Raw genomic sequence first — 21355 nt, 5'->3', positions numbered from 1 at the left:
TTATTGTTTCTTACGGATAATCGTCAGCCCGTCCCGCAACGGGAGTATCACTTTCTCCACGCGGTTGTCCGCAGCTACCCGGTCGTTGAAGGCTTTTATCCCGATTGTCTGCAAATCCGTGCGGTGCGGATGTTCTTCGAGCACGTGCCCGTCCCACAAAGTGTTGTCGGCTATGATATAGCCGCCTTCCGAGAGGCGTGCCAACACCATTTCATAATAATCGATGTAACGGCGCTTGTCACCGTCGATGAAAGCGAGGTCGAAGGTTATGCCCAACTGCGGTACGAGCTCCAGCGCATTGCCTATATAGAATTTTATCTTATCCGCATAGGGCGAGTTCTCCAGCCACGGACGGGTAAAGTCCTCCTGCTCGTCATTGATTTCAAAGGTATGCAGCATTCCGTCTTCCGGCAGCCCTTCTGCCATGCAAAGGGCGGAATATCCGCTGTATGTACCTATTTCCAATACCTGGCGGGGACGTATCATCCTGACAAACATTTTGAGCATACGCCCCTGCAAATGCCCCGAAGCCATGCGGGGATAGAGCAGCTTGAGGTGCGTATCGCGGTAGAGCGCTTTCAGGTAGTCGCCCTCGTCGTCGATGTGTTGCAGGATGTACTCGTCCAATGTCATATAAACCGGGAATCGGGAATTAAAAGGCAGATGCCTGTTGGCAGGCTGTTATCTTTTAATTCCCAATTTATAATTTTACAGGTATCTGTTGCTGTTAGGCAGCACGCTATCCTGGGCATGCTTCAAGGCGTCTTCCACTACGTTGATTTCGAGGAAGGAGGTTTGCGTACCGGCTTTACCGCTGCTCAGGTAGCCCACCATGTCGGTAGGTTGCAAGCGGCCTTCATGGAGCAGGCGGCGGAGAGCGGCAAAGTAATATTCCTGCCCGTTGGCAAGCTCCGGCATATAGATAGCTTCCACGCCGTAGGACAGAGCCAGGTGGCGCATCGTCTTTTCCTTATAGCAAATAGCGAGTACCGGGTATTTGCCGCGGAAAGCGGCGAGGTTGCGTGCCGTGCGTCCGCTATAACTGTCGGTAATGATAGCGCGGATTTTCAGTTTCGTAGTGGCCTTTACCGCCTGCTTGGCGAGGAATGCTGTTACGTCGTTGCTGTTCTCGTCCAGGGGAATGCGGATGTCGTTGTCTGCCAGCTTGTCTTTTTCTGCCTGGGCAGCCACTTTCGTCATAGTCTTGACGGCTTCTACGGGGTATTTGCCGTAAGCTGTTTCGCCACTCAGCATCAGGGCGTCCGTACGGTAATAGATTGCGTTGGCGATGTCCGTGACTTCCGCACGGGTAGGACGCGGGTTGGAAATCATGGTATGGAGCATCTGCGTGGCAACAATCACCGGCTTCTTGGCAAGGATGCACTTGCGGATAAGCAGGCGCTGGATACCCGGGATTCGTTCCTGCGGTACTTCGATGCCCAGGTCGCCGCGGGCTATCATGACGCCGTCGGCTACTTCGAGAATTTCGTCGATGTTGTCCACGCCTTCCTGGTTCTCTATCTTGGCGATAATCCGGATGTCGCTGTTGTGGGCATCGAGGATTGCTTTTATATCGAGCACATCTTGCCTGTTGCGCACGAAAGAGTGTGCTATGAAGTCGATGTCTTTCTCGATAGCGTAAAGGATGTTGTTGCGGTCTTTCTCTGTCAGCGAGGGCAGGTTGATGCGTACTCCCGGCACGTTGACGCTCTTGCGGTTGCCCAGGGTGGCTTCGTTCTGTACTTCGCAAAGCAAATGGTCGGCGTTCTTTTCTACCACCACCAGTTCCAAATCGCCGTCGTCGATAAGGATGTGGCCGCCTACATTCAGGTCGTGCACAAAGCTGGGGTAGGAAACGGAGATGCATTCGCGGGTAGTCTGCCGGTCGGGGTCGCCCACTACTTTTACCCGGTCGCCCACTTTAAAGGGAATAGGCTCGGCAAGCACGGTGGTACGCACCTCGGGGCCTTTGGTATCCATAAGGATAGCGATGCGGTTGGACACCGTACGCACATTGGCTATCAGTTTCTCGAACCCTTCGCGGCCTGCATGGGCAGTATTCATACGTACTACGTTCAGACCTGCGTCGAACAATTGTTTTATAAAATCGACATCGCAACGTTGGTCGGAAATCGTTGCAACGATTTTTGTCTGTTTCAATAGCATAATCTTATACCTTATTTAATGGTGAGCCAAGAACGAAGAACCGTACACTTGCCTGCGGGCAGGTTTCCGGCCTGGCATTCATAACTCATAATTTACAATTCATAATTCTCTCAATGCTTCCAGTCATGATTCTTTCAACGCTTCCAGCGCCAGGCGGTAAGAGTCCAGCCCAAAGCCGCAGATTACGCCCCGGCAGGCACAGGCTATCATTGATATATGGCGGAACGCCTCGCGGGAATGCACATTGGAGATATGCACCTCGATTACCGGAGCGGTGACCGACCGGATTGCGTCCTGCAGGGCAATGGACGTATGGGTGTAAGCACCCGCATTCAGGATGATGCCGTCTACCTCGAAACCTGCCTGTTGTATCTTGTCTATCAACTCTCCCTCGATATTGGACTGGAAATATTCTATCTGCACATCCGCATACCTTTCACGCAGCCCGGCAAGGTAATCTTCAAAAGTAACACTGCCGTAAATGGAAGGTTCGCGCTTTCCCAACAGATTTATATTGGGACCGTTAATAATTTGTATCCTCATAACACAATTTTTTATACCTTTGTCCACAGAGAACATTCTTTCAAGGTGCAAAGATACGAAAAAGTAATGAAAGTAGAAGGAAATTCAACGAATAAGGAAAAAGAAGCGTTGATAATCAGAAAGTATCAGCAATATCTCAAGTTGGAAAAGTCGCTTTCGCCCAACACGTTCGACGCCTATATGACAGACTTACAGAAGCTTCTGCACTTCCTGAAAGGAGAGGACAAGATGATGCTGGACACTACGCTGGAGGATTTGGAGCACTTTGCCGCAGGGCTCCACGACATCGGTATCCACCCGCGTTCGCAGGCACGCATACTTTCCGGCATAAAGTCGTTTTTTCATTTCCTCGTTGTCGCCGACTACCTGGAGGCCGACCCGAGCGAGCTACTGGAAGGCCCCAAGATAGGGTTCAAGATTCCGGAGGTTCTTACCGTAGAAGAAATCGACAGGATTATCTCTGCCGTAGACATGGACAAGAAAGAGGGACAGCGCAACCGGGCTATCCTGGAAACCTTGTACAGTTGCGGGCTGCGTGTGTCCGAGTTATGCAGCCTGAAACTGTCCGACCTCTATTTCGACGAAGGGTTTATCAAGGTGGAGGGCAAAGGCAGCAAGCAACGCCTGGTTCCTATTTCACCCCGCGCAATCAAGGAAATAAAGTACTGGTTTACAGACCGCAACCTGGGCAAGATAAAGAAGGGGCACGAGGACTATGTATTCCTGGCACGCTGGGGGAACAGGATTTCCCGCATTATGGTGTTCCACATGATTAAAGAGCTGGCACAGAAAGCCGGCATAACCAAGAACATCAGCCCGCACACGTTCCGCCACTCCTTCGCCACCCATTTGCTGGAAGGGGGTGCCAATTTGCGCGCCATTCAATGTATGCTGGGGCACGAATCGATTGCCACTACGGAAATTTATACGCACATAGACCGGAATGTGTTGCGAAGCGAAATTATCGAGCATCATCCGCGTAATATCAAGTATCGGAAAGAGCACGGAGTTTATTAAATTATAATAAATGTGATAGTATTATTAACAAATTGCCAAGAGAATTAATATCTTTGCAAAGCTATATATATAGGAGTATAGCAACCGATTGCGAATAGACAAATTTCAATTACAAACAATTAATTTATATCTAAAATGACTAAAAAATTGTATCTGCCTTTGTTAGTGGCACTTGTTGCTGTTTTGACATCATGCAGCAGCAAAATGGGTGAACTGTCTTCTGACTATTTCACAGTGACTCCGCAAGTATTGGAAGCCGTGGGTGGCAAGGTACCTGCTACGATTAACGGTAAATTCCCTGAAAAGTATTTCAAGAAAAATGCTGTAGTAGAGGTTACTCCGGTTTTGAAATGGGAAGGTGGCGAAGCTAAAGGTCAGCCGGCCGTATTCCAAGGCGAAAAAGTCGAAGGCAACGACCAGACTATCTCTTACAAGACTGGCGGTAGCTACACGATGAAAACATCTTTCGACTATGTTCCCGAAATGGCAAAATCCGAACTCTACCTGGAATTCAAAGCCAAGGTCGGAAAGAAAGAAGTTACTATCCCTGCCGTAAAAGTAGCCGACGGTGTTATCTCTACTTCCGAACTGGTAGGCCAGACTTTGGGCAGCGCCAATCTTGCTAACGGCAACGATGCTTTCCAACGCGTAATCAAAGAAAAATATGATGCCAACATCATGTTCCTGATTCAGCAGGCTAACGTTCGCGCAAGCGAATTGAAAACTGCCAAGGCATTCAACGAGGAAGTTAAGAATGTAAACGAGGCAGCCAACAAGAAAATCAGCAACATCGAGATTTCCGCATATGCTTCTCCGGACGGTGGCGTTAAGTTGAACACCGGTCTGGCTGAAAACCGTCAGGACAACACTGCCAAGATTATCAACAGAGACTTGAAGAAGGGTAAAATCGAAGCTGCCGTAGATACTAAATATACTGCACAGGACTGGGAAGGTTTCCAGGAACTGGTAAGCAAATCCAATATCCAGGACAAAGAATTGATTCTCCGCGTATTGTCGATGTACTCCGACCCCGAACAAAGAGAACAGGAAATCAAGAACATCTCTTCCGTATACAAGACGCTGGCTGACGAAATCCTTCCGCAACTGCGCCGTTCACGTCTGACATTGAACTACGACGTAATCGGTAAGTCCGACGAAGAAATCGCATCCTTGGCCGACAGCGATGCCAAGCAACTGAACGTTGAAGAACTGCTGTATGCAGCTACCCTGACCAACGACCCTGCCAAGCAGGAAGCTATCTTCACCAAAGCTACCCAGCTCTATCCGAACGATTACCGTGCATACAACAACCTTGGTAAGCTGGCTTACCAAGCAGGTAACCTCGACAAAGCCGAAGGTTATCTCAAGAAGTCCCTCTCTATCAAGGATTCTGCCGAGGCCAACATGAACATGGGTCTTATCGCTTTGAGCAAGGGTGACAAGGCTGCTGCCGAATCTTACCTGGGCAAAGCTTCCGGTACGAAGGAACTGAACGAGGCTCTGGGTAACCTGTACATCTCTCAAGGTCAGTACGACAAAGCGGTTAACGCATTCGGCGATACCAAGACTAACAGCGCAGCCCTGGCACAAATCCTGGCTAAGGATTACAACAAGGCTAAGAGCACACTGTCAAGCATCGCTAAACCGGACGCTTACACCGACTACCTGATGGCTGTCGTAGGTGCAAGAACCAACAACACTTCTATGGTAACTGAGAACCTTAAGAAAGCTGTTGCCAAAGATTCTTCATTAGCTAAGAAAGCTGCTTCCGACCTGGAATTCTCCAAATACTTCACGAATGCAGACTTTATGAATATCATCAAATAATAAAGGTTATAAGATGAAAGAGATGCCCGATATAGAAATATGTCGGGCATTTTTTTTTATTCACGGCAAAAAGAACTACTTTCGCAGCAACAATGTATCAGAAGAAGAATCCGTATGAAGAATATTTATCTTGTATATTTCCTGCTTATCATCATACTGTCTGCCTGCGGCGACACGAAATCCGATACAGTCAGCCTGGACGGAGAAATCAAGGGATTGGGAAATGACACCATTTATATTTATGGCGCAGACGCGATGTACGACCGCATGGATACTCTGCCCGTTAAAGACGGTAAGTTCTCGGCAACCCTCTCTCCGGATACTTTGGTAGCCGCCTGGCTGCTGTTCAGCGACGGCATCCGGTATCCTATCTTTATGGATAAGGGGAATAAGATACAGATAAAAGGTTCTGCCGCCGAGCTCAACAGCCTGGAAATAACGGGGAATACTCCCAATGAGGAGTTAAGTGCTTTCCAGAAAGAACTGAAAGGATTGGGAATACCCTCCGAAAAGGTGTTAGAGGAGAAAGCCGGTAAATTCATCAATACGCATCACTCCTCCTTAGCCAGCATCTATTTGCTGGACAAATACTTCGTACAGAAAGAAAAGCCGGACTATACCCAAATCGGAAAACTGACCGAACATATGACGGGAGAGCTGAAAGACCGCCCCTACATCGATGAACTGCTCGACCGTATCCAGGAAGAGGAGAAAACCGCTGTCGGGAAAACCGCCACCTACTTCCGCCTGCCCGATAGCACGGGGAAGCAGATAAGCCGCTCGGACTTCAAAGACCAATATTTGCTGGTACATTTTTGGGCTTCGTGGGATACGGTAAGCCGGGACAGCAATGCCGTGTACCGCAGAATCTATAAGAAAGGTCGGAAAAACAAGAAGTTTGCCCTTTTGGGAATTTCCTTAGATATAAATAAGGAGAACTGGCTAAAAGCGATAGAGGCGGATACCCTGAAATGGAAACAGGCATGCGACCTCTCCGGCTGGAATACAGAAATCGTAAAACAGCTTGCTATAAAGAGTTTACCGGCCAATGTGCTGCTCACCCCTTCCGGAAGAATAGAAGGCAAGAATATGAGTGAAGAAGCTATCGGCAAGAAGCTGAAAGAGATAGAGGAAAAAGAAAAGCGAAAACGGTAGGAATACCGGTCGTATCCCCCGAATCATTTAACCAACTATAAATTAACGTGCTCATCAAAGTTTTTGGAGCGGCTGTTCAAGGTATTGATGCAACCCTCATCACTATCGAAGTTAACAGCTCCAGAGGCTGTATGTTCTATCTTGTAGGCCTACCGGACTCCGCCGTCAAGGAAAGCCACCAGCGTATCATCTCCGCACTGCAAGTAAACGGCTACCGGATGCCGACCAGCAATATCGTTATCAATATGGCCCCGGCGGATATCCGTAAAGAAGGTTCCGCCTACGATTTGCCATTAGCTATCGGCATGTTGGGAGCCAGCGAAGTTATCCGCCCGGACAAATTACACCGTTACCTGCTAATGGGAGAACTCAGCCTGGACGGAACCCTGCAACCCATTAAAGGCGCACTGCCCATTGCTATAAAAGCCAGGGAACTCGGTTTCGAGGGGCTCATCCTCCCCAAACAGAATACACGGGAAGCCGCCGTAGTAAATAGTTTACAGGTTTATGGAGCGGAAAACCTGAAGGAGGTCATCGAATTCTTCAACGGCAAACTGGAATTAGAGCAGATACAGGTCGATACCCGTAAAGAGTTTTATATCCGGCAGAGCAGTTTCGACCAGGACTTCTCCGATGTAAAAGGCCAGGAGAACGTGAAACGCGCATTGGAAGTAGCCGCCGCAGGCGGACACAATATCCTTTTAGTAGGTGCTCCAGGCAGCGGGAAGTCCATGCTTGCCAAACGCCTCCCTTCTATCCTCCCGCCATTGTCATTAGGCGAAAGCCTCGAAACGACTAAAATACATTCCATTGCAGGAAAGTTGGGGCAGGAAGGCGGTCTTATCTCCCGGCGTCCATTCCGTGCTCCCCACCACACAATCTCTACAACTGCCATGACTGGCGGCGGTAGCTTTCCGCAACCGGGAGAAATCAGCCTGGCGCATAACGGTGTTTTATTTCTCGACGAACTGCCGGAATTCAACCGGAATGTGCTCGAAGTATTACGGCAACCCCTGGAAGACCGGAAAATTACGATTTCCCGTGTAAAATGCAATGTGGAATATCCTGCCAGCTTCACACTCGCAGCATCCATGAATCCCTGTCCCTGCGGGTACTACAACCACCCCACCAAAGCTTGCGTATGCAGCCCCGGACAGGTACAGAAGTATCTTAACCGCATTTCAGGACCTTTACTCGACCGCATCGACCTGCAAATCGAAGTTATCCCCGTCCCTTTCGAGAAGATGTCGGATGCCCGTCCCGGTGAATCGAGCGCCGATATCCGCGAACGCGTCGTACGTGCCCGTCAGGTTCAATCCGAGAGATATGCCGAAATTCCCGGCATATATTGCAATGCACAGATGAATAGCAAATTACTCGCCCGCTACGCCCGCCCCGACGACCGGGGGCTTACCCTGTTAAAGACTGCCATGAACCGCTTCAACCTTTCGGCACGCGCCTATGACCGTATTCTAAAGGTTTCGCGCACTATCGCCGACCTCGAAGGTTGTGAATCTATACAGCCTTCACACTTGGCAGAGGCAATCGGGTACAGAAATCTGGATAGGGAGGATTGGGCAGGATAAAGACCGTAGAAACAACCGGGAACAATAAACAGAAATATCAAAGTCAAGGATGAAGCCTGTCCAAATGACAGAAAAGCAACTCTCCCTTATCATCGCGCAAATGGATGCCGTTACCCTCGCAATAACGGAAAAAGCTGCAATCGGCGCACATGCCCTTCCTCATCCACTCCCGGTTACGGAAAGGCTGGAAACGGTTTTCCCATACATCCATAAAATCATCGCAATAAATATTTCCCTGATGAAAGCCGCTACGGATACTGGGGCAAGCAGATATGGAGCCGTCCGCCAAGACAGAGCCGACGCTGATTCCGGCATTACAAGCAAAAAAGCCGTCGCGCACCTCGCCCTCATAACCGCCCAGAAAGCCCTCACAACCGTAGTCCACATGTATCTTGCCCTCTTTGCGGGTACGCTTGATGTATTCCATTACACCTGCAAATTCCTCGTTACCCAACTGAAGCTCCGGATGTAATGCGGCACGCCCCATTGGAAAGATAGTGAACAAGCGCCACCGCCGGACGCCGATATGATAAAGCGAAGTTTTCAACTCGTCCAGGTACGGATAGTTGCGGCGGTTGACACAAGTCACTACATCCCATACCAATTCGGGCTCATGCACCAGCATCTTTATCGCTCCCATAGCCTTTTCGTAACTCTCCGGATGACCGCGCAACCAGTTATGCTCCTGCTCGAAACCGTCCAGGCTGACGGTAACGGAATGCAAGCCCGCAGCCATTAGCCGTTCCAGCCGTTTAGCAGTGAGATAAAGACCATTGGAAACAAGACCCCAGGGATAACCGCGTTTGTAGAATTCCAGCCCCACTTCTTCCAAATCCTCCCTCATCAATGGTTCTCCCCCGGTCATGATAACGCTCACCTCATTCGGATTTACATGCGGAGTAATGGAGTCGATGACCCGTAAGAAATCGGCAGCCGGCATATCCTCGGTATCCGGCATCCGCTTGCAGTCGCTACCGCAATGCCTGCAATGCAAGTTGCAACGCAGGGTACACTCCCAAAAGAGCTGCCTCAACGGATGCAGTTCCTTCAGGTTATTGCGCATTTTACGCGCAATCTCCAATGCCAGACGTTTACGAACAGAAAGGATTCCCACCGGTCTATTATTCTTTCTTTTTCAATTCAAAATTTACCTCTTTATTATCCTTGCCTTCATACCAACCGCTTCCACCTGTCGGATTCATCTTTACATTCATGGAATCGGCCTTGTATGTTCCGGTAAGGTCTTCGCAAATAACACGGAAGTCCTGATATCCGGTTATGGTGTTCTGATAAAGATACTCACCGTTCTCCTTCGTATAGACCGTATCGGACGAAATGGCACGGGCGTGCGAATCGCCAGGAGCCATATTCTTCACAAGAATCCTGGCATCGGATACCGTTTGCCCGTACTCGCCCGTCACCTTCCCCTTGATTTCGTATTTGGCGTAAGGAGTGCCGTACTCGCACCTCCCCGTTCCCGTACCATTCTCGTCACATGATGTAAAACCCAATAGAACCAATGCACCGGACATCATTCCATTACAAACACGGAGCCATTGTTTTTTCCCTTTCTTCATAGCGCGTTACAGTCTAAGTTACATCCCTATAAACGCCGGCCAGAACAAAATACTGCACAAAAGCCCCTACTTTTAACAAAAAGTTATTTCTTTTCTATTCTGATGCGGGCATCCACCGCTATCACATACTTCTCGGTTGCCAGCAACGGATTGATATCCATCTCCTTAATCTCCGTAGCAAAACGTAATAAGGTAGACAAGCGGACGATGATTTCGGCAAACTTATCCTCATTCACCCCCTTCTGCCCGCGCGTACCCTTTATAATCTTATAAGCACGCAGCGAATGAATCATGGAGTAAGCCTCCTCGTAAGACAAAGGAGCCAAGCCGGAGGACACATCCTTCAGCACCTCCACGAAGATACCGCCCAAGCCGCAAAGCACTACATGCCCGAACTTCTCCTCGTACTTCGCACCTACGAACAATTCCGTCCCCTTCAACATAGGCTGTACCATGATACCCGTAACCTCCGGAATCTGCATCATACGTTCGAACTCCAGGGCAAGATGCTGTTCACCCTTTATATTCAATACCACACCGCCCACATCGGACTTATGCACAGGCCCCACCACCTTCGCCACTACCGGGAAACCGGCGCGGCGGGCAAAAGCAAGCACCTCCTCCTTATTGGCGGACACGAATTCCTCCACCACCGGGATACCCGCAGAATGAAGCAAAGCCTGTACATAATGTGGTTCTATATACCCGTCCTCCGGAATGGAATCGATGATGCGGCGGATACGCGGTACATCCACCCCGAAAAGCTCTATCTCATTATTGGCAGGTTTCGACGCATTCATAATACGCGAAAGAGCCGTACCCAACGTCACCTCATCGGCAAAGTTCACATGCCCTTTGGCAAGAAAAGCGGCAACTTCGGCTCCCGCAGTATTTATAGAAGGAAGAATCGGAAAAATCGGTTTCTTGCAAGTCTGCATCTTCTCATGCAGCACATCGTACATCTCGAACATCGTAACCAGTCCCGGCGTACCGAAAATAGCCATTACCGCATCCACATTATCGAACTTCTCCTCGCAATATTCCAGGCAAAGGCGCAGATGTCCGGGCGTACCCGTAGCCAGGATATCTATCGGATTTCCCACGGCAGCCCCCGGATAAAGCTGGCTTTTCAGTTCCTCGGCAAGCGCCCCTTCCAGCTTCGGCACATTCAGCCCGCCCTTGCTCAAGGCATCGGTCAGCATCACCCCCGGCCCTCCCGCATGGGTAATAATGGCGAAATTCTTCCCCCTCAGCTCGGGCAAGGTAAAGATACACCCCACCGTAGTCAACTCCTCCCGCGAATGGCAGCGTACGATACCCGCCTTACGGAATAAAGCCTCCACCGCCGAATCGGAGCTGGCAATAGCCCCCGTATGCGAGGAAGCGGCGCGGCTGCCGCTCTCGCTGCTGCCAGACTTGATAGCCGCAATCTTACACCCCTTCTTTATCAGCGAAGAAGCATGGAACAACAGCCTGTCGGGGTCGCCGATACTCTCTATATAAAGCAGCTTTATCCTGGAATCCTTCTCAGGGTCAAAACGCTCGTCCATATATTGCAGCACATCCTCCACCCCTATCTGCTTGGCATTGCCCACAGACCATACAGAGTTGAACTGCAACCCTTTGGTAACCGCACTCTCCAGAATAAACACCGCAGTCGCCCCGGAGCTGGATATCAGGTCGACCCCCTGCGGATGCAGATTGGGAATAGGCTGGCTGAATACACTATGATGCCACGTATTCATCAGCCCGATACAGTTGGGACCTATCAACGAAGCGCCGTACCTGTTCACCGTTTCCAGGATACGGTCTTCCAACAGCGCACCCTCGTACGTCTCCTCGCCAAAACCGGCGGACAGGATGATGAACGCGCGCACCTGCTTCTCAGAGGCAAGCAACTCCACCGTATCGGGACAAAGAGCGGCAGGAATGGCAAGGACGGCAAGGTCTGTATCGGGAATATCCTTCACATCGGCATAAGCCTGTACACCCTGCACCTCGGTTTCCTTAGGATTCACCGCACGCAACTCCCCGGCATAACCACCGTTAATCAGATTTTTCAGGATAGCCCCGCCCGGTTTATGTACATTACTGGAAGCTCCCACCACTACGATACTGGCAGGATGCAGCAATTGACTTGTTATCATAGGCTGTTCATATTAGATTCATATAATGTACAAATATACGTTTTATATACGATAAACCAAGATTTATCGGCTTTTTATACGGCACAAGGCAAAGAAACCACGACACCGGTTTCAACGGCACTTCCACCAAAAGCCGCGAAACAGCAATCGGCAACGGCTACTGCGGCCGTTTTTCGAAGAACCCTTACGCACAGATATCCGAAAAAACAACTGTCCCGGCATTCCGGCAGGCAGACCATACCCCGGCAATACAAAAATTCCAGTAAAGTTGATTTTGTATTACACTCATTTTACGTTATCTTTGCACATCCTAAAAGCGTTCATAACAAAAGAGATACATATACACAATGGAAAAGAAATTCAAACGTACCACCGTGACATCGGCGCTGCCCTATGCCAACGGCCCTGTTCATATCGGACACCTGGCAGGGGTTTATGTGCCTGCCGACATCTACGTGCGCTACCTGAGACTGAAAAAGGAAGAGGTAGTATTTATCGGCGGCTCCGACGAGCACGGAGTACCTATCACTATCCGCGCCAAGAAAGAAGGCGTTACGCCGCAGGATGTGGTAGACCGCTACCATACACTTATCAAACAATCCTTCGAAGAATTCGGCATCTCGTTCGACATATACAGCCGCACGACCTCGAAGACACACCACGACACAGCCTCCGAATTCTTCCGCAAGCTGTACGACAAAGGCGAATTCGTCGAAAAGACCAGCATGCAGTACTACGACGAGGAAGCCAAGACATTCCTTGCCGACCGCTACATCACCGGCGAATGCCCCCACTGCCATGCGGAAGGCGCCTACGGCGACCAATGCGAAAAATGCGGCACGAGCCTCAGCCCTACCGACCTGATTAACCCCAAAAGCGCTATCAGCGGCAGCCAGCCCGTAATGCGCGAGACAAAACACTGGTATCTGCCGCTCGACAAGCACGAGGCATGGCTGCGCCAGTGGATACTGGAAGACCATAAAGAATGGCGTCCCAACGTATACGGCCAATGCAAAAGCTGGCTCGACATGGGGTTGCAGCCGCGTGCCGTGAGCCGCGACCTGGACTGGGGTATCCCCGTCCCCGTAGAAGGCGCCGAAGGCAAAGTGCTCTACGTATGGTTCGATGCACCTATCGGCTACATCAGCAATACCAAAGAGCTGCTGCCCGACTCCTGGGAGAAATGGTGGAAAGACCCCGAAACACGCCTGGTACACTTCATCGGAAAAGACAACATCGTATTCCACTGCATCGTATTCCCCGCCATGCTGAAAGCCGAAGGCAGCTATATCCTGCCGGACAACGTACCCGGCAACGAGTTCCTGAATCTGGAAGGCGACAAGATTTCCACTTCCCGCAACTGGGCAGTATGGTTGCACGAATACCTGCAAGACTTTCCCGGCAAGCAGGACGTACTGCGTTATGTACTCACCGCCAATGCCCCGGAGACGAAAGACAACGACTTCACCTGGAAAGACTTTCAGGCGCGCAACAACAACGAACTGGTAGCCGTATACGGCAACTTCGTAAACCGCGCCCTGCAACTCACCAAGAAATACTTCGACAGCGTAGTGCCCGCCGCAGGCGAGCTGAACGACTACGACCGCGAAACGCTGAAAGAGTTTGCCGACGTCAAAGAAGAAGTAGAGAAACTGCTCGACGTATTCAAATTCCGCGATGCACAGAAAGAAGCCATGAACCTGGCACGCATCGGCAACAAATACCTGGCAGACACCGAACCGTGGAAACTCGCCAAGACAGACATGCCGCGTGTAGCCACTATCCTGAACATCTCCCTGCAACTGGTTGCCAACCTCGCCATAGCCTTCGAACCGTTCCTGCCGTTCAGCAGCGAGAAGCTCCGCAAGATGCTGAACATGGAAAGCTTCGACTGGGCGGAACTCGGACATACCGACCTGCTGCCCGCCGGACACCGGCTGGCAACTCCCGAACTGCTGTTCGAGAAAATTGAGGACGATGTTATCCAGGCACAGGTAGACAAGCTGCTTGCCACCAAGAAAGCCAACGAAGCAGCCAGCTACAAGGCCAACCCCATAAAGCCCGTCATCTCCTTCGAAGAGTTCGAGAAGCTGGACATCCGCGTAGGAACCGTATTGGAGTGCGAAGCCGTGCCCAAGATGAAGAAACTGCTGAAATTCAAGATAGCCGACGGACTGGAAAACCGCACTATTGTCAGCGGCATCGCCCAGCATTACCGGCCGGAAGAGCTGGTAGGCAAGCAAGTGCTGTTCATAGCCAACCTGGCTCCGCGCCAGTTCAAGAACGGGCTGGTGAGCGAAGGCATGATACTCTCTGCCGAGAACTACGACGGCGCACTGGCTGTAACCTCCCTGCTGCGCGAAGTAAAGCCGGGCAGTGAAGTAAAATAAACGGCGAAGCAAAACAAGCGGTGAAGTACCGCTGGGACCTCCCTTGCGGGAAAGCGGGAAAATACGAACGTCATGAATGAACCGTCACTGAAACAGAAAACAATAGGAGCATTGCTCTGGAACTTGCTGGACCGTATGGGCCAGCAAGTTCTGTTGTTTATAGTCGGCATCCTCGTAGCCAACATCCTCTCCGTAGAGGACTACGCACTGGTAGGGATGCTCGCTATTTTCAGCGCGGTTGCCAATATCGTGCTGGACAGCGGGTTCAGCGCCGCCCTGATACAGAAAAAAGAGACTACGGAAGAAGAATTCAGCTCCGTATTCTGGTTCAACCTGGGCATGAGCATATTACTTTACGGGACACTGCTCGGATGCTCTCCGCTAATCGCCCGCTTCTTCAACCAACCCCGGCTGGTAGAGCTATCCGCAATCATATTCCTGGCACTTCCCGTTAACTCGTTGACGATAATACAAACCACCCTGCTGAACAAGCAAGTCCGTTTCAGGCAACTCACACGGATAAACCTGCTCTCCATGCTCTTTTCGGGAATCGCCTCGCTACTCATGGCAGTGGCGGGCTGCGGCGTATGGACGCTGGCATTCCAGCCGGTAATACTGGCCGGCGTACGCGCCCTGCTGCTGTGGAGCAGGGAAAGCTGGCGTCCGCAACCGGTATTCCGCCCCGCCCTTATACGGTCATTGTTCGGCTTTGCATCGAGCCTATTGGTGGCAAGCCTCATCAACACTTGTTTCCTGAATATCTACTCGGTAATCATCGGAAAACTGTTCCCGCAAAAACAACTGGGCTACTATACACAAGGCAATAAAATGTGCGACATGGGAGTGAGCCTGCTGTACGGAAGCATACAAAACGCCACATTCCCTATATTCAGCACCATACAAGACGAGCGTGAAAGACTGATAAGAGCCTACCGCAAAACGATACGCTTCACGGCATTCATCACCTTGCCCGTCATGGCAGGCCTGGCCGTTACGGCACGTCCTATCATCCAACTGCTGCTGAAAGAGGAATGGTGGCCTTCCATTCCCTTCTTCCAGTTGCTATGCATCGGCGGGAGCTTCACCATACTGACAGCCGTCAACAATAACTTCATCAAAGTAAGCGGACGCTCGGACGGCATCCTGAAAATGGAATATTACAAAATCGTCCTCACAGCCGCCGTTGTCCTGCTGACCTACCGGGAAGACGTACTGACTATGGTAGCGGGGCTGGTAGCCACCCGCCTGCTGATTTATATCATCAACATGCTATACACCGCACACTATACGGGCTACCGCTTTTTCATGCAGTTTACCGACGTGCTTCCCTACGCAGGCTTAAGCATACTGATGACTTTGCTAATCTTGCCCGTAGGCGGCTGGATAGAAAACAACTTCATGCTGCTCGTCGTGCAAACCCTTGCCGGCATGGGCATCTACCTCGGAACCGCCTATATCACCGGTTCCAGGATACTGAAAGAGTCCATAAAACTCATACGAAAGAAAAAAGAACATGGAGAATGATACGCATATCAAGGTCAGCGTCCTAATGCTCACCTACAACCAGGAGCGCTATATCGACGAGGCAATCCGCAGCGTCATGTTGCAGGAAACCGACTTTCCTTTCGAACTGGTCATAGGGAACGACGCCAGCAGCGACCGCACCGGCAAACTATGCGAAGCCTGGCAAAAGAAATACCCGCAGCAAATCGTCCTCCTCAACCGGAAAGAGAACTTAGGACTCCAGCAGAATTTCATCCAGACCTATGCCCGCTGCCGGGGAACATACATCGCCATTTGCGAAGGAGACGACTACTGGACGGACAAGTACAAACTCCAACTCCAGGCAGACTTCCTGGACAGTCATCCCGACTACTCCACCTGCTTCCACAGGGTAATCAACTACTACGAAGGCAAAGGAACGAAAAGCCTCAGCAACGGCGGTCAGAAAACCATAACTGACATATCAGACCTTGCCCGCAGCAACTACATATCCAACGTATCCGCCCTGTTCCGCCGGGGGCTATTCGGCACACTGCCCGAATGGTTCGCCCGCGTCAGCACCTACGACTACGCTATCCACCTGCTCAACGCGCAATATGGAAAGATATACTACATGAAACGCCCCATGGCGGTATACCGGCAGCACAGCAATGCAATCTGGAGCAAAGCCGGCATGGATAAAAAGTACAATATCTCGCTCGTTGTAAGGGAACTGCTTATGGACTACTTCAAAGACAAGCGCACGGACGTGTACGACGGGCTCCGGCAGACGTACACCGATATATGCCTGAATTTAATCCGTTACTACAACGCCTCCGGACAGACGGGACAAGCGGAAGAAACGGAAAGGCGCCTGCTGAAATACCAGCCGCAATGGACACCGGACGACGTGAAACAGCAGGCAACACCACCCCCGCCGCCAATCGGGGAAATGATAAAAATACAAATCAGGAAAATACTGACATGGGGCAGGGAAACCGTTTCGCGGTACATCCCCCTCCCCCGTATCGACAGTTGAAAACGGCACAGGGCGGCATCACGCACCCGCCCTGCCTATAAGAAACGCTCTATAACCGGCTGTAGCATCCCGTTATCCGCCAGCAACTTCTCCACAAACTCGCGGAAAGCCCCGTAACCGCCGTGTGCGGTCGTAACATACCCCACCTCGCGCTTTATGTACTCGGGCGTATTGGCGGGAGAAGCGCTGTACCCTACCAAGCGCAGCAGCGGCAAGTCGTTCAAGTCGTCGCCGATAAAAGCCGCCTCGCCCAGCGAGATACCCAGCTCGCGGCAAAGCTCCTGCGCCTGCGCCACCTTATCCCCCACTCCCAGGTAGCAATACCTGATTTTCAGCTTATCGGCACGCTTCCGGACAATCTCCGTATTCTCCCCGGTCATAATGGCTACGGGAATACCCAGCTCACGCAGGAAAATCACCCCCCAGCCGTCTTTTACGGAGAAACGTTTCATCACATCCCCCTCGGTAGTATAATACATCCCGCCGTCAGTCCATACACCATCGATATCGGTAATCACTAATTTAGGTAACATACTTATTCTTTTTTAAATTAAGAAACAGAAAATATCTATCGCCCGCGCTCGCCCAACCTGCCGCGCTTTCCGTCGCGATAACCGTCCCAAAGCGCCTGCCATTTGGCAACCTTCTGCTTTTCGTACAAAAGCACGAAAACAATCCGCTTGTACAAGTGGTAACGCAGGTGGGCTTTCAGGTTCAGGCATTCGGGATAGAGCTTATGAAGCACCATACCGTTCCGCACATTATAATAGGTACGCGCCGGAGGATACTCATTGGGAAAAACCTCCTTACCCAGCAGACGGTGCTTCCGCCTCTGATACCCCAAATCGTGCTGCAACAGAATATCCTTGAAACAAACGGTAGCCACCCCCCTCCGCGCCGCACGCCAGCAATATTCGCAATCGATACCCCATACGAACAGCTCCTCCATGAAACCGCCCAACTCCCCGAACAGCCCCACCGGGTAAACAGTGCCCGATGTCATGGCGGAAGATACCTCGTCCACCGTATCGGCAACGGGATAAAGAGGCGCCTGCCAGGACTTTATAAAATAATTCACGGAGAAAATAACCTGCCTGTCCTCTCCGTAATCCCGAATGGCAGCCAGGTAACGCCGGAAGTCGCCCTTCAGGAAATAGCTGTCCTGGTCTAATGTCAGCAGATGCGTATATCCATGCTCGCGGGCATAAGCCACGGCATCGTTCAGGGCGGCGCCGATACCCGTATTCCGCCCGCATCCCCTGTACTCCAGGCGCTCCGGGTGGCTTACGCCCGATAAAGGCAACCGCTCCCGCCCGCCTCCGGGCGTATTGTCCCACAGCAACAACTTATCTGTCTCCGGCAGATAACTCTCGATATTCCCCGCCAAATCCTTGCCGGGATAGTAGAGAACGACAACAGCAAGCAGCCTCATTACTCAATCAGTGAAGGGTAAATAATCTCGTTGCGGGGTATCTCCTTCCGTACCCGGCGGCCTATCACCTCGCCGCGTTCCGCCCACTTGAAGCCGTCGCCCGGGCTAAGCAGATGAATATCCTCCTCCGTAACGACATCTCCGGGGTGCAGCACCTTGTTCGTTGCAATGGAACGCTCCAACTTCACTTTAGCGGCAGAGACGGCAGGGTCGATATACAGCTCTTCCCGCCCCAGCCAATGCTCGGCGATGCGGATGTCGCGAATCATGCGGTTCACGCCGTCCGGCCCCAAAGAGCCTTGCTGGTCTGTGCCCTTCATACGGCGGTCGATAGTAACATGTTTCTCTATAATCTCCGCCCCCATGCCCACAGCGACCACCGGAGCGGCAATGCCGATAGTGTGGTCGGAGAAGCCGATGCTGTATTGCCCGTAATGCTGTTTCAGGTAAGTTATCGTTTTCAGGTTCAAGTTGTCGGGCTGGGTGGGATACTGCGATACGCAATGCAGTATGGATATGTCGTTGTGATAGCGGGTGATAACCTCCAATGCATCATCCAGCTCTTTCTTGCCTGCCATGCCGGTGGACAGGATAATGGGTATCCTGGTTTCTGCCATGACTTCCAGCAGCGGCAGGTTGGTAAGGTCGCGGCTGGCCACCTTCAGGCGGTCGGGCGTAAAGAGCTTTAGCAAAGACATGCAACCCTTCGAGCACAGGGTTTCCACAAAATCCATGCCTAATGACTTGGCGTGCTTGTAAACTTCGAAATGTTCCTCGTCCGTCAGCTCCAGGTAAGCGCGGTGTTCGCCGTAGGTGCGGCCGAAGGAGTGGGGAGAGTCGTACGGACGGTTCATCTGCGAATCGGTCAGTTCTTCATTCAAATCCCGCTTGGTCATCTTCACTGCATCCATAGGACGGAGCTCCAGGTTAAAGACCTCCTCGCGTACGGGGCGCGACACCAAATCGACAATCAGCTTGGCTATATCGACGGAGCCGTTATGGTTCTGCCCGATTTCTCCGATAATGTATGTACTCTTCATTCAGTAACTGTTATTTTTATTTACTTTCTTCAAACCTGCCAATATCCTTGCTACAACATGCTGTAGAGGGGAATTACAATCAGCATGGGAGTGAATGGCATTCAGTATACGGCTGAATAGCCCCTCTTAACGCTGTAATCTTTTTTTATCTTCCTGCCCGATACCTTTCCGATAAGGGAACGGGGCTTATTTTTCGTTCCTTGCAATATTCTCCAGCATCTTGGCACGATACTCCGGATGTGCCTCCACCAAACGGAGCAGGGCATGTATGCTCCGGTCGGTCTGTTCGTAGAAGGTAGCGTAAAGCTCTTGCAACAGGGTGAAGTCTTCCATGGTATCGAGCGTGAAGCGGAGGTCTAACCGTCCTTCCAGCTCGCCGGGCAGCGGAAGCAGGCGAATGCCGAACGCCTCGGGATGCGTATAGAGATAAATCGTAACGTGCTCTATATACAGTTTCTCCTGTGTGGCGGCGGCTACACGGCGAAGCGCATCGGCAGTCGTCAGCTCGGCGAACAAGCCCAAATGGGATTTGATAGTGGGGCGGCCGTCTGCAAAGCCATAGGCGATGTAGTCTGCCGGCCGGGCATCGTGCTCCTCGAAGAAAGTCCGAAAGCTGTCCGGGCGCAGGAAGGGATTGTCCGAGCAGACACGGATGAAGCGGTCGATACCGAATGCCGTAGCTGCGCGAATAAAGCGGTCGAGCACGTTGTCCTCGTCTCCCCGATAGCAGCAGATGCCCGCCTCACGGGCGATATCCGCCAGCACATCGTCCTGCGGACGGTCGGTAGTGGCAAGTACAATCGTTTTGCCGGCACATGCCTGCTTGATATTGCCGATTAGGATGTCTATAATACGCTGCCCGCCATAGAAAGGGAGCAGTATCTTGTTGTGTAACCGGGTGGAGCCGGTACGTGCCTGAATGATAATTCCGTCTTTCATAATTTCATCCGTTTAAAAGCGTCTATATAACTGCCCGGGGTAACATTAATCACTTCCTTACCGAGCCGGCGCGCATAGGCTTCGAGTACGAAGTACGATTTGAAGGCTACGTACATGTGGTAAAGTATCGTATAAAGCCGTGCGCTATGCAGGTTTTCCTGCGTCACCGTTGCCGCCTGCGACTTGTTCTGGTCATAGAAATGTTTCTGGTGCATCAGTACCACATTGTCGTCCGTCACCGTAATTTCCGGAAGCCAGGAGTGGTCTGCACCCACCAGGTATATCTTCCTGAAAGGCAGCCGCAGCCCGATAGCGATAGAGGGAATCAGCACATTGTGAGGGCGGGGTACACCCCAGCCTTTACCGAACACCCAGTTGCAGAATCCCTGTACGCCTTCTATCGGCGTGGTGTTGTAGATGCAGAGGCGGATATTCCGGTTGCCTGCCAGCATGGGCTGCCACTCTTTATTCTTCAAGGCGCGGGCAGGGACGAACAGGTGCATCGGCCAGGCGGTCTTTTCGGCGAGTGTCCGGAACAACTGTACGCGTTTTTCGGGGACAATCCAGAACAGGGGGTCGGCTATGAGGTAGATTTCCGGACGGAGCTGCTCGAACATGGGGGAGGTGACACAGAAGTTTACCGCCAGCAGTGTCTTTCCTTTTATAAAATCCGGGGCTTCCCGAACCGTGCGGTTCAGCGAAGGTCCGTTGGCCAATATCAGCAACTCGTCCGGATTGCTGAACGACGACGGCAGGTGTGTACGCCATTTGGACTGCAACAGTATCTTTACCACACTCAGAAAGGTTTGCCACAGTTGTTCCAACTTTTTCATTCCTTTATCTCCCATACTCTTTTATTTACTTCCGGACGGGGGCTGTTCCTTCCGCCGGGCGAGCTGTGTCCGCCGGCAATGTTTCCGTCTTTTCCGGCATTACCCGCTTTCAGCCTCGCAAAGATAGGGAGTTTAGCGGTTACAGACTAAAAAATAAAAGATTTTATAGAGTAGAAAACGGC

General features: G+C 51.4%; 18 protein-coding genes. 7 read left to right on the top strand and 11 right to left on the bottom strand.

All coding sequences use genetic code 11. The features are described 5' to 3' along the window. The 3 genes from C233_RS0101975 to aroQ form a co-directional block, all read right to left on the bottom strand. A complete protein-coding gene (locus C233_RS0101975; protein ID WP_018665802.1) occupies positions 1-633 on the bottom strand; it encodes an O-methyltransferase in 633 nt (210 codons plus the stop codon). 75 nt (positions 634-708) lie between these two features. Further along, positions 709-2166 (bottom strand): pyruvate kinase, encoded by a 1458-nt coding sequence (gene pyk / locus C233_RS0101970; RefSeq protein WP_018665801.1) that lies wholly within the window; start codon positions 2164-2166, stop codon positions 709-711. A 123-nt stretch (positions 2167-2289) separates the two neighbouring features. Continuing rightward, positions 2290-2709 carry a type II 3-dehydroquinate dehydratase gene (aroQ, locus tag C233_RS0101965; protein ID WP_018665800.1) on the bottom strand — a complete coding sequence of 140 codons (420 nt, stop codon included), beginning with the start codon at positions 2707-2709 and terminating at the stop codon, positions 2290-2292. 66 nt (positions 2710-2775) lie between these two features. On the opposite strand from aroQ, the gene xerD reads away from it, so the two are divergent. From xerD to C233_RS0101940, 4 genes are all read left to right on the top strand, one after another. Beyond that, positions 2776-3726: a site-specific tyrosine recombinase XerD gene (gene xerD / locus C233_RS0101960; RefSeq protein WP_018665799.1), complete on the top strand. Its 951-nt coding sequence runs from the start codon at positions 2776-2778 to the stop codon at positions 3724-3726. Between the two features lie 135 nt (positions 3727-3861). Beyond that, positions 3862-5553 (top strand): tetratricopeptide repeat protein, encoded by a 1692-nt coding sequence (locus C233_RS0101955; protein ID WP_025068553.1) that lies wholly within the window; start codon positions 3862-3864, stop codon positions 5551-5553. A 114-nt stretch (positions 5554-5667) separates the two neighbouring features. Then, positions 5668-6708 carry a TlpA disulfide reductase family protein gene (locus C233_RS0101945; protein ID WP_018665796.1) on the top strand — a complete coding sequence of 347 codons (1041 nt, stop codon included), beginning with the start codon at positions 5668-5670 and terminating at the stop codon, positions 6706-6708. Between the two features lie 47 nt (positions 6709-6755). Then, the gene (locus C233_RS0101940) at positions 6756-8294 is read left to right on the top strand and encodes a YifB family Mg chelatase-like AAA ATPase (protein WP_018665795.1); all 1539 of its coding nucleotides are present in this window, start codon (positions 6756-6758) and stop codon (positions 8292-8294) included. A gap of 43 nt (positions 8295-8337) precedes the next feature. On the opposite strand, the gene C233_RS0101935 is transcribed toward C233_RS0101940, so the two are convergent. From C233_RS0101935 to C233_RS0101925, 3 genes are all read right to left on the bottom strand, one after another. Further along, a complete protein-coding gene (locus C233_RS0101935) occupies positions 8338-9408 on the bottom strand; it encodes a TIGR04133 family radical SAM/SPASM protein (protein WP_018665794.1) in 1071 nt (356 codons plus the stop codon). Between the two features lie 7 nt (positions 9409-9415). Then, on the bottom strand, positions 9416-9871 hold the full coding sequence (locus tag C233_RS0101930; protein WP_025068552.1) for a radical SAM-associated putative lipoprotein: 456 nt from the start codon (positions 9869-9871) through the stop codon (positions 9416-9418). An 83-nt stretch (positions 9872-9954) separates the two neighbouring features. Continuing rightward, positions 9955-12018 carry an acetate--CoA ligase family protein gene (locus C233_RS0101925; RefSeq protein ID WP_018665792.1) on the bottom strand — a complete coding sequence of 688 codons (2064 nt, stop codon included), beginning with the start codon at positions 12016-12018 and terminating at the stop codon, positions 9955-9957. Between the two features lie 347 nt (positions 12019-12365). Between C233_RS0101925 and metG the strand changes: the two genes are divergently transcribed. The 3 genes from metG (at position 12366) to C233_RS0101910 (ending at position 16929) form a co-directional block, all read left to right on the top strand. Further along, on the top strand, positions 12366-14408 hold the full coding sequence (gene metG, locus C233_RS0101920) for a methionine--tRNA ligase (RefSeq protein ID WP_018665791.1): 2043 nt from the start codon (positions 12366-12368) through the stop codon (positions 14406-14408). A 72-nt stretch (positions 14409-14480) separates the two neighbouring features. Continuing rightward, on the top strand, positions 14481-15932 hold the full coding sequence (locus C233_RS0101915) for a lipopolysaccharide biosynthesis protein (RefSeq protein WP_018665790.1): 1452 nt from the start codon (positions 14481-14483) through the stop codon (positions 15930-15932). Further along, complete coding sequence (locus C233_RS0101910) at positions 15922-16929, top strand: glycosyltransferase (protein WP_018665789.1); 1008 nt, start codon at positions 15922-15924, stop codon at positions 16927-16929. The genes C233_RS0101915 and C233_RS0101910 overlap by 11 nt, the downstream gene beginning before the upstream one ends. 35 nt (positions 16930-16964) lie before the next feature. Here the strand turns inward: C233_RS0101910 and C233_RS0101905 are convergent, their stop codons facing one another. From C233_RS0101905 to C233_RS0101885, 5 genes are all read right to left on the bottom strand, one after another. Then, positions 16965-17462, bottom strand: coding sequence for a KdsC family phosphatase (locus C233_RS0101905; protein WP_025068551.1), 498 nt, complete (start codon positions 17460-17462; stop codon positions 16965-16967). A 35-nt stretch (positions 17463-17497) separates the two neighbouring features. Continuing rightward, on the bottom strand, positions 17498-18361 hold the full coding sequence (locus tag C233_RS0101900) for a glycosyltransferase family protein (protein ID WP_018665787.1): 864 nt from the start codon (positions 18359-18361) through the stop codon (positions 17498-17500). Then, positions 18361-19401 (bottom strand): N-acetylneuraminate synthase family protein, encoded by a 1041-nt coding sequence (locus C233_RS0101895; protein WP_018665786.1) that lies wholly within the window; start codon positions 19399-19401, stop codon positions 18361-18363. The genes C233_RS0101900 and C233_RS0101895 overlap by 1 nt, the downstream gene beginning before the upstream one ends. A 186-nt stretch (positions 19402-19587) precedes the next feature. Then, positions 19588-20340, bottom strand: coding sequence for a cytidylyltransferase domain-containing protein (locus C233_RS0101890; protein ID WP_018665785.1), 753 nt, complete (start codon positions 20338-20340; stop codon positions 19588-19590). Continuing rightward, positions 20337-21188: a hypothetical protein gene (locus C233_RS0101885; protein ID WP_018665784.1), complete on the bottom strand. Its 852-nt coding sequence runs from the start codon at positions 21186-21188 to the stop codon at positions 20337-20339. The genes C233_RS0101890 and C233_RS0101885 overlap by 4 nt, the downstream gene beginning before the upstream one ends. Positions 21189-21355: the final 167 nt, after the last annotated feature.

The organism is Bacteroides gallinarum DSM 18171 = JCM 13658 (assembly GCF_000374365.1).
In the GTDB taxonomy this organism is placed as follows: domain Bacteria; phylum Bacteroidota; class Bacteroidia; order Bacteroidales; family Bacteroidaceae; genus Bacteroides; species Bacteroides gallinarum.
The sequence above is the reverse complement of the archived record's forward strand: the minus strand, read 5'-3'. Positions and strand labels throughout refer to the sequence as shown.

Excerpts from the sequence above, each read along its gene's own strand:
- C233_RS0101975 (WP_018665802.1), bottom strand. The coding sequence starts at position 633 with ATGACATTGGACGAGTACATCCTGCAACACATCGACGACGAGGGCGAC.
- pyk (WP_018665801.1), bottom strand. The coding sequence starts at position 2,166 with ATGCTATTGAAACAGACAAAAATCGTTGCAACGATTTCCGACCAACGT.
- aroQ (WP_018665800.1), bottom strand. The coding sequence starts at position 2,709 with ATGAGGATACAAATTATTAACGGTCCCAATATAAATCTGTTGGGAAAG.
- xerD (WP_018665799.1), top strand. The coding sequence starts at position 2,776 with ATGAAAGTAGAAGGAAATTCAACGAATAAGGAAAAAGAAGCGTTGATA.
- C233_RS0101955 (WP_025068553.1), top strand. The coding sequence starts at position 3,862 with ATGACTAAAAAATTGTATCTGCCTTTGTTAGTGGCACTTGTTGCTGTT.
- C233_RS0101945 (WP_018665796.1), top strand. The coding sequence starts at position 5,668 with ATGAAGAATATTTATCTTGTATATTTCCTGCTTATCATCATACTGTCT.
- C233_RS0101930 (WP_025068552.1), bottom strand. The coding sequence starts at position 9,871 with ATGAAGAAAGGGAAAAAACAATGGCTCCGTGTTTGTAATGGAATGATG.
- C233_RS0101925 (WP_018665792.1), bottom strand. The coding sequence starts at position 12,018 with ATGATAACAAGTCAATTGCTGCATCCTGCCAGTATCGTAGTGGTGGGA.
- metG (WP_018665791.1), top strand. The coding sequence starts at position 12,366 with ATGGAAAAGAAATTCAAACGTACCACCGTGACATCGGCGCTGCCCTAT.
- C233_RS0101915 (WP_018665790.1), top strand. The coding sequence starts at position 14,481 with ATGAATGAACCGTCACTGAAACAGAAAACAATAGGAGCATTGCTCTGG.
- C233_RS0101910 (WP_018665789.1), top strand. The coding sequence starts at position 15,922 with ATGGAGAATGATACGCATATCAAGGTCAGCGTCCTAATGCTCACCTAC.
- C233_RS0101905 (WP_025068551.1), bottom strand. The coding sequence starts at position 17,462 with ATGTTACCTAAATTAGTGATTACCGATATCGATGGTGTATGGACTGAC.
- C233_RS0101900 (WP_018665787.1), bottom strand. The coding sequence starts at position 18,361 with ATGAGGCTGCTTGCTGTTGTCGTTCTCTACTATCCCGGCAAGGATTTG.
- C233_RS0101895 (WP_018665786.1), bottom strand. The coding sequence starts at position 19,401 with ATGAAGAGTACATACATTATCGGAGAAATCGGGCAGAACCATAACGGC.
- C233_RS0101890 (WP_018665785.1), bottom strand. The coding sequence starts at position 20,340 with ATGAAAGACGGAATTATCATTCAGGCACGTACCGGCTCCACCCGGTTA.
- C233_RS0101885 (WP_018665784.1), bottom strand. The coding sequence starts at position 21,188 with ATGGGAGATAAAGGAATGAAAAAGTTGGAACAACTGTGGCAAACCTTT.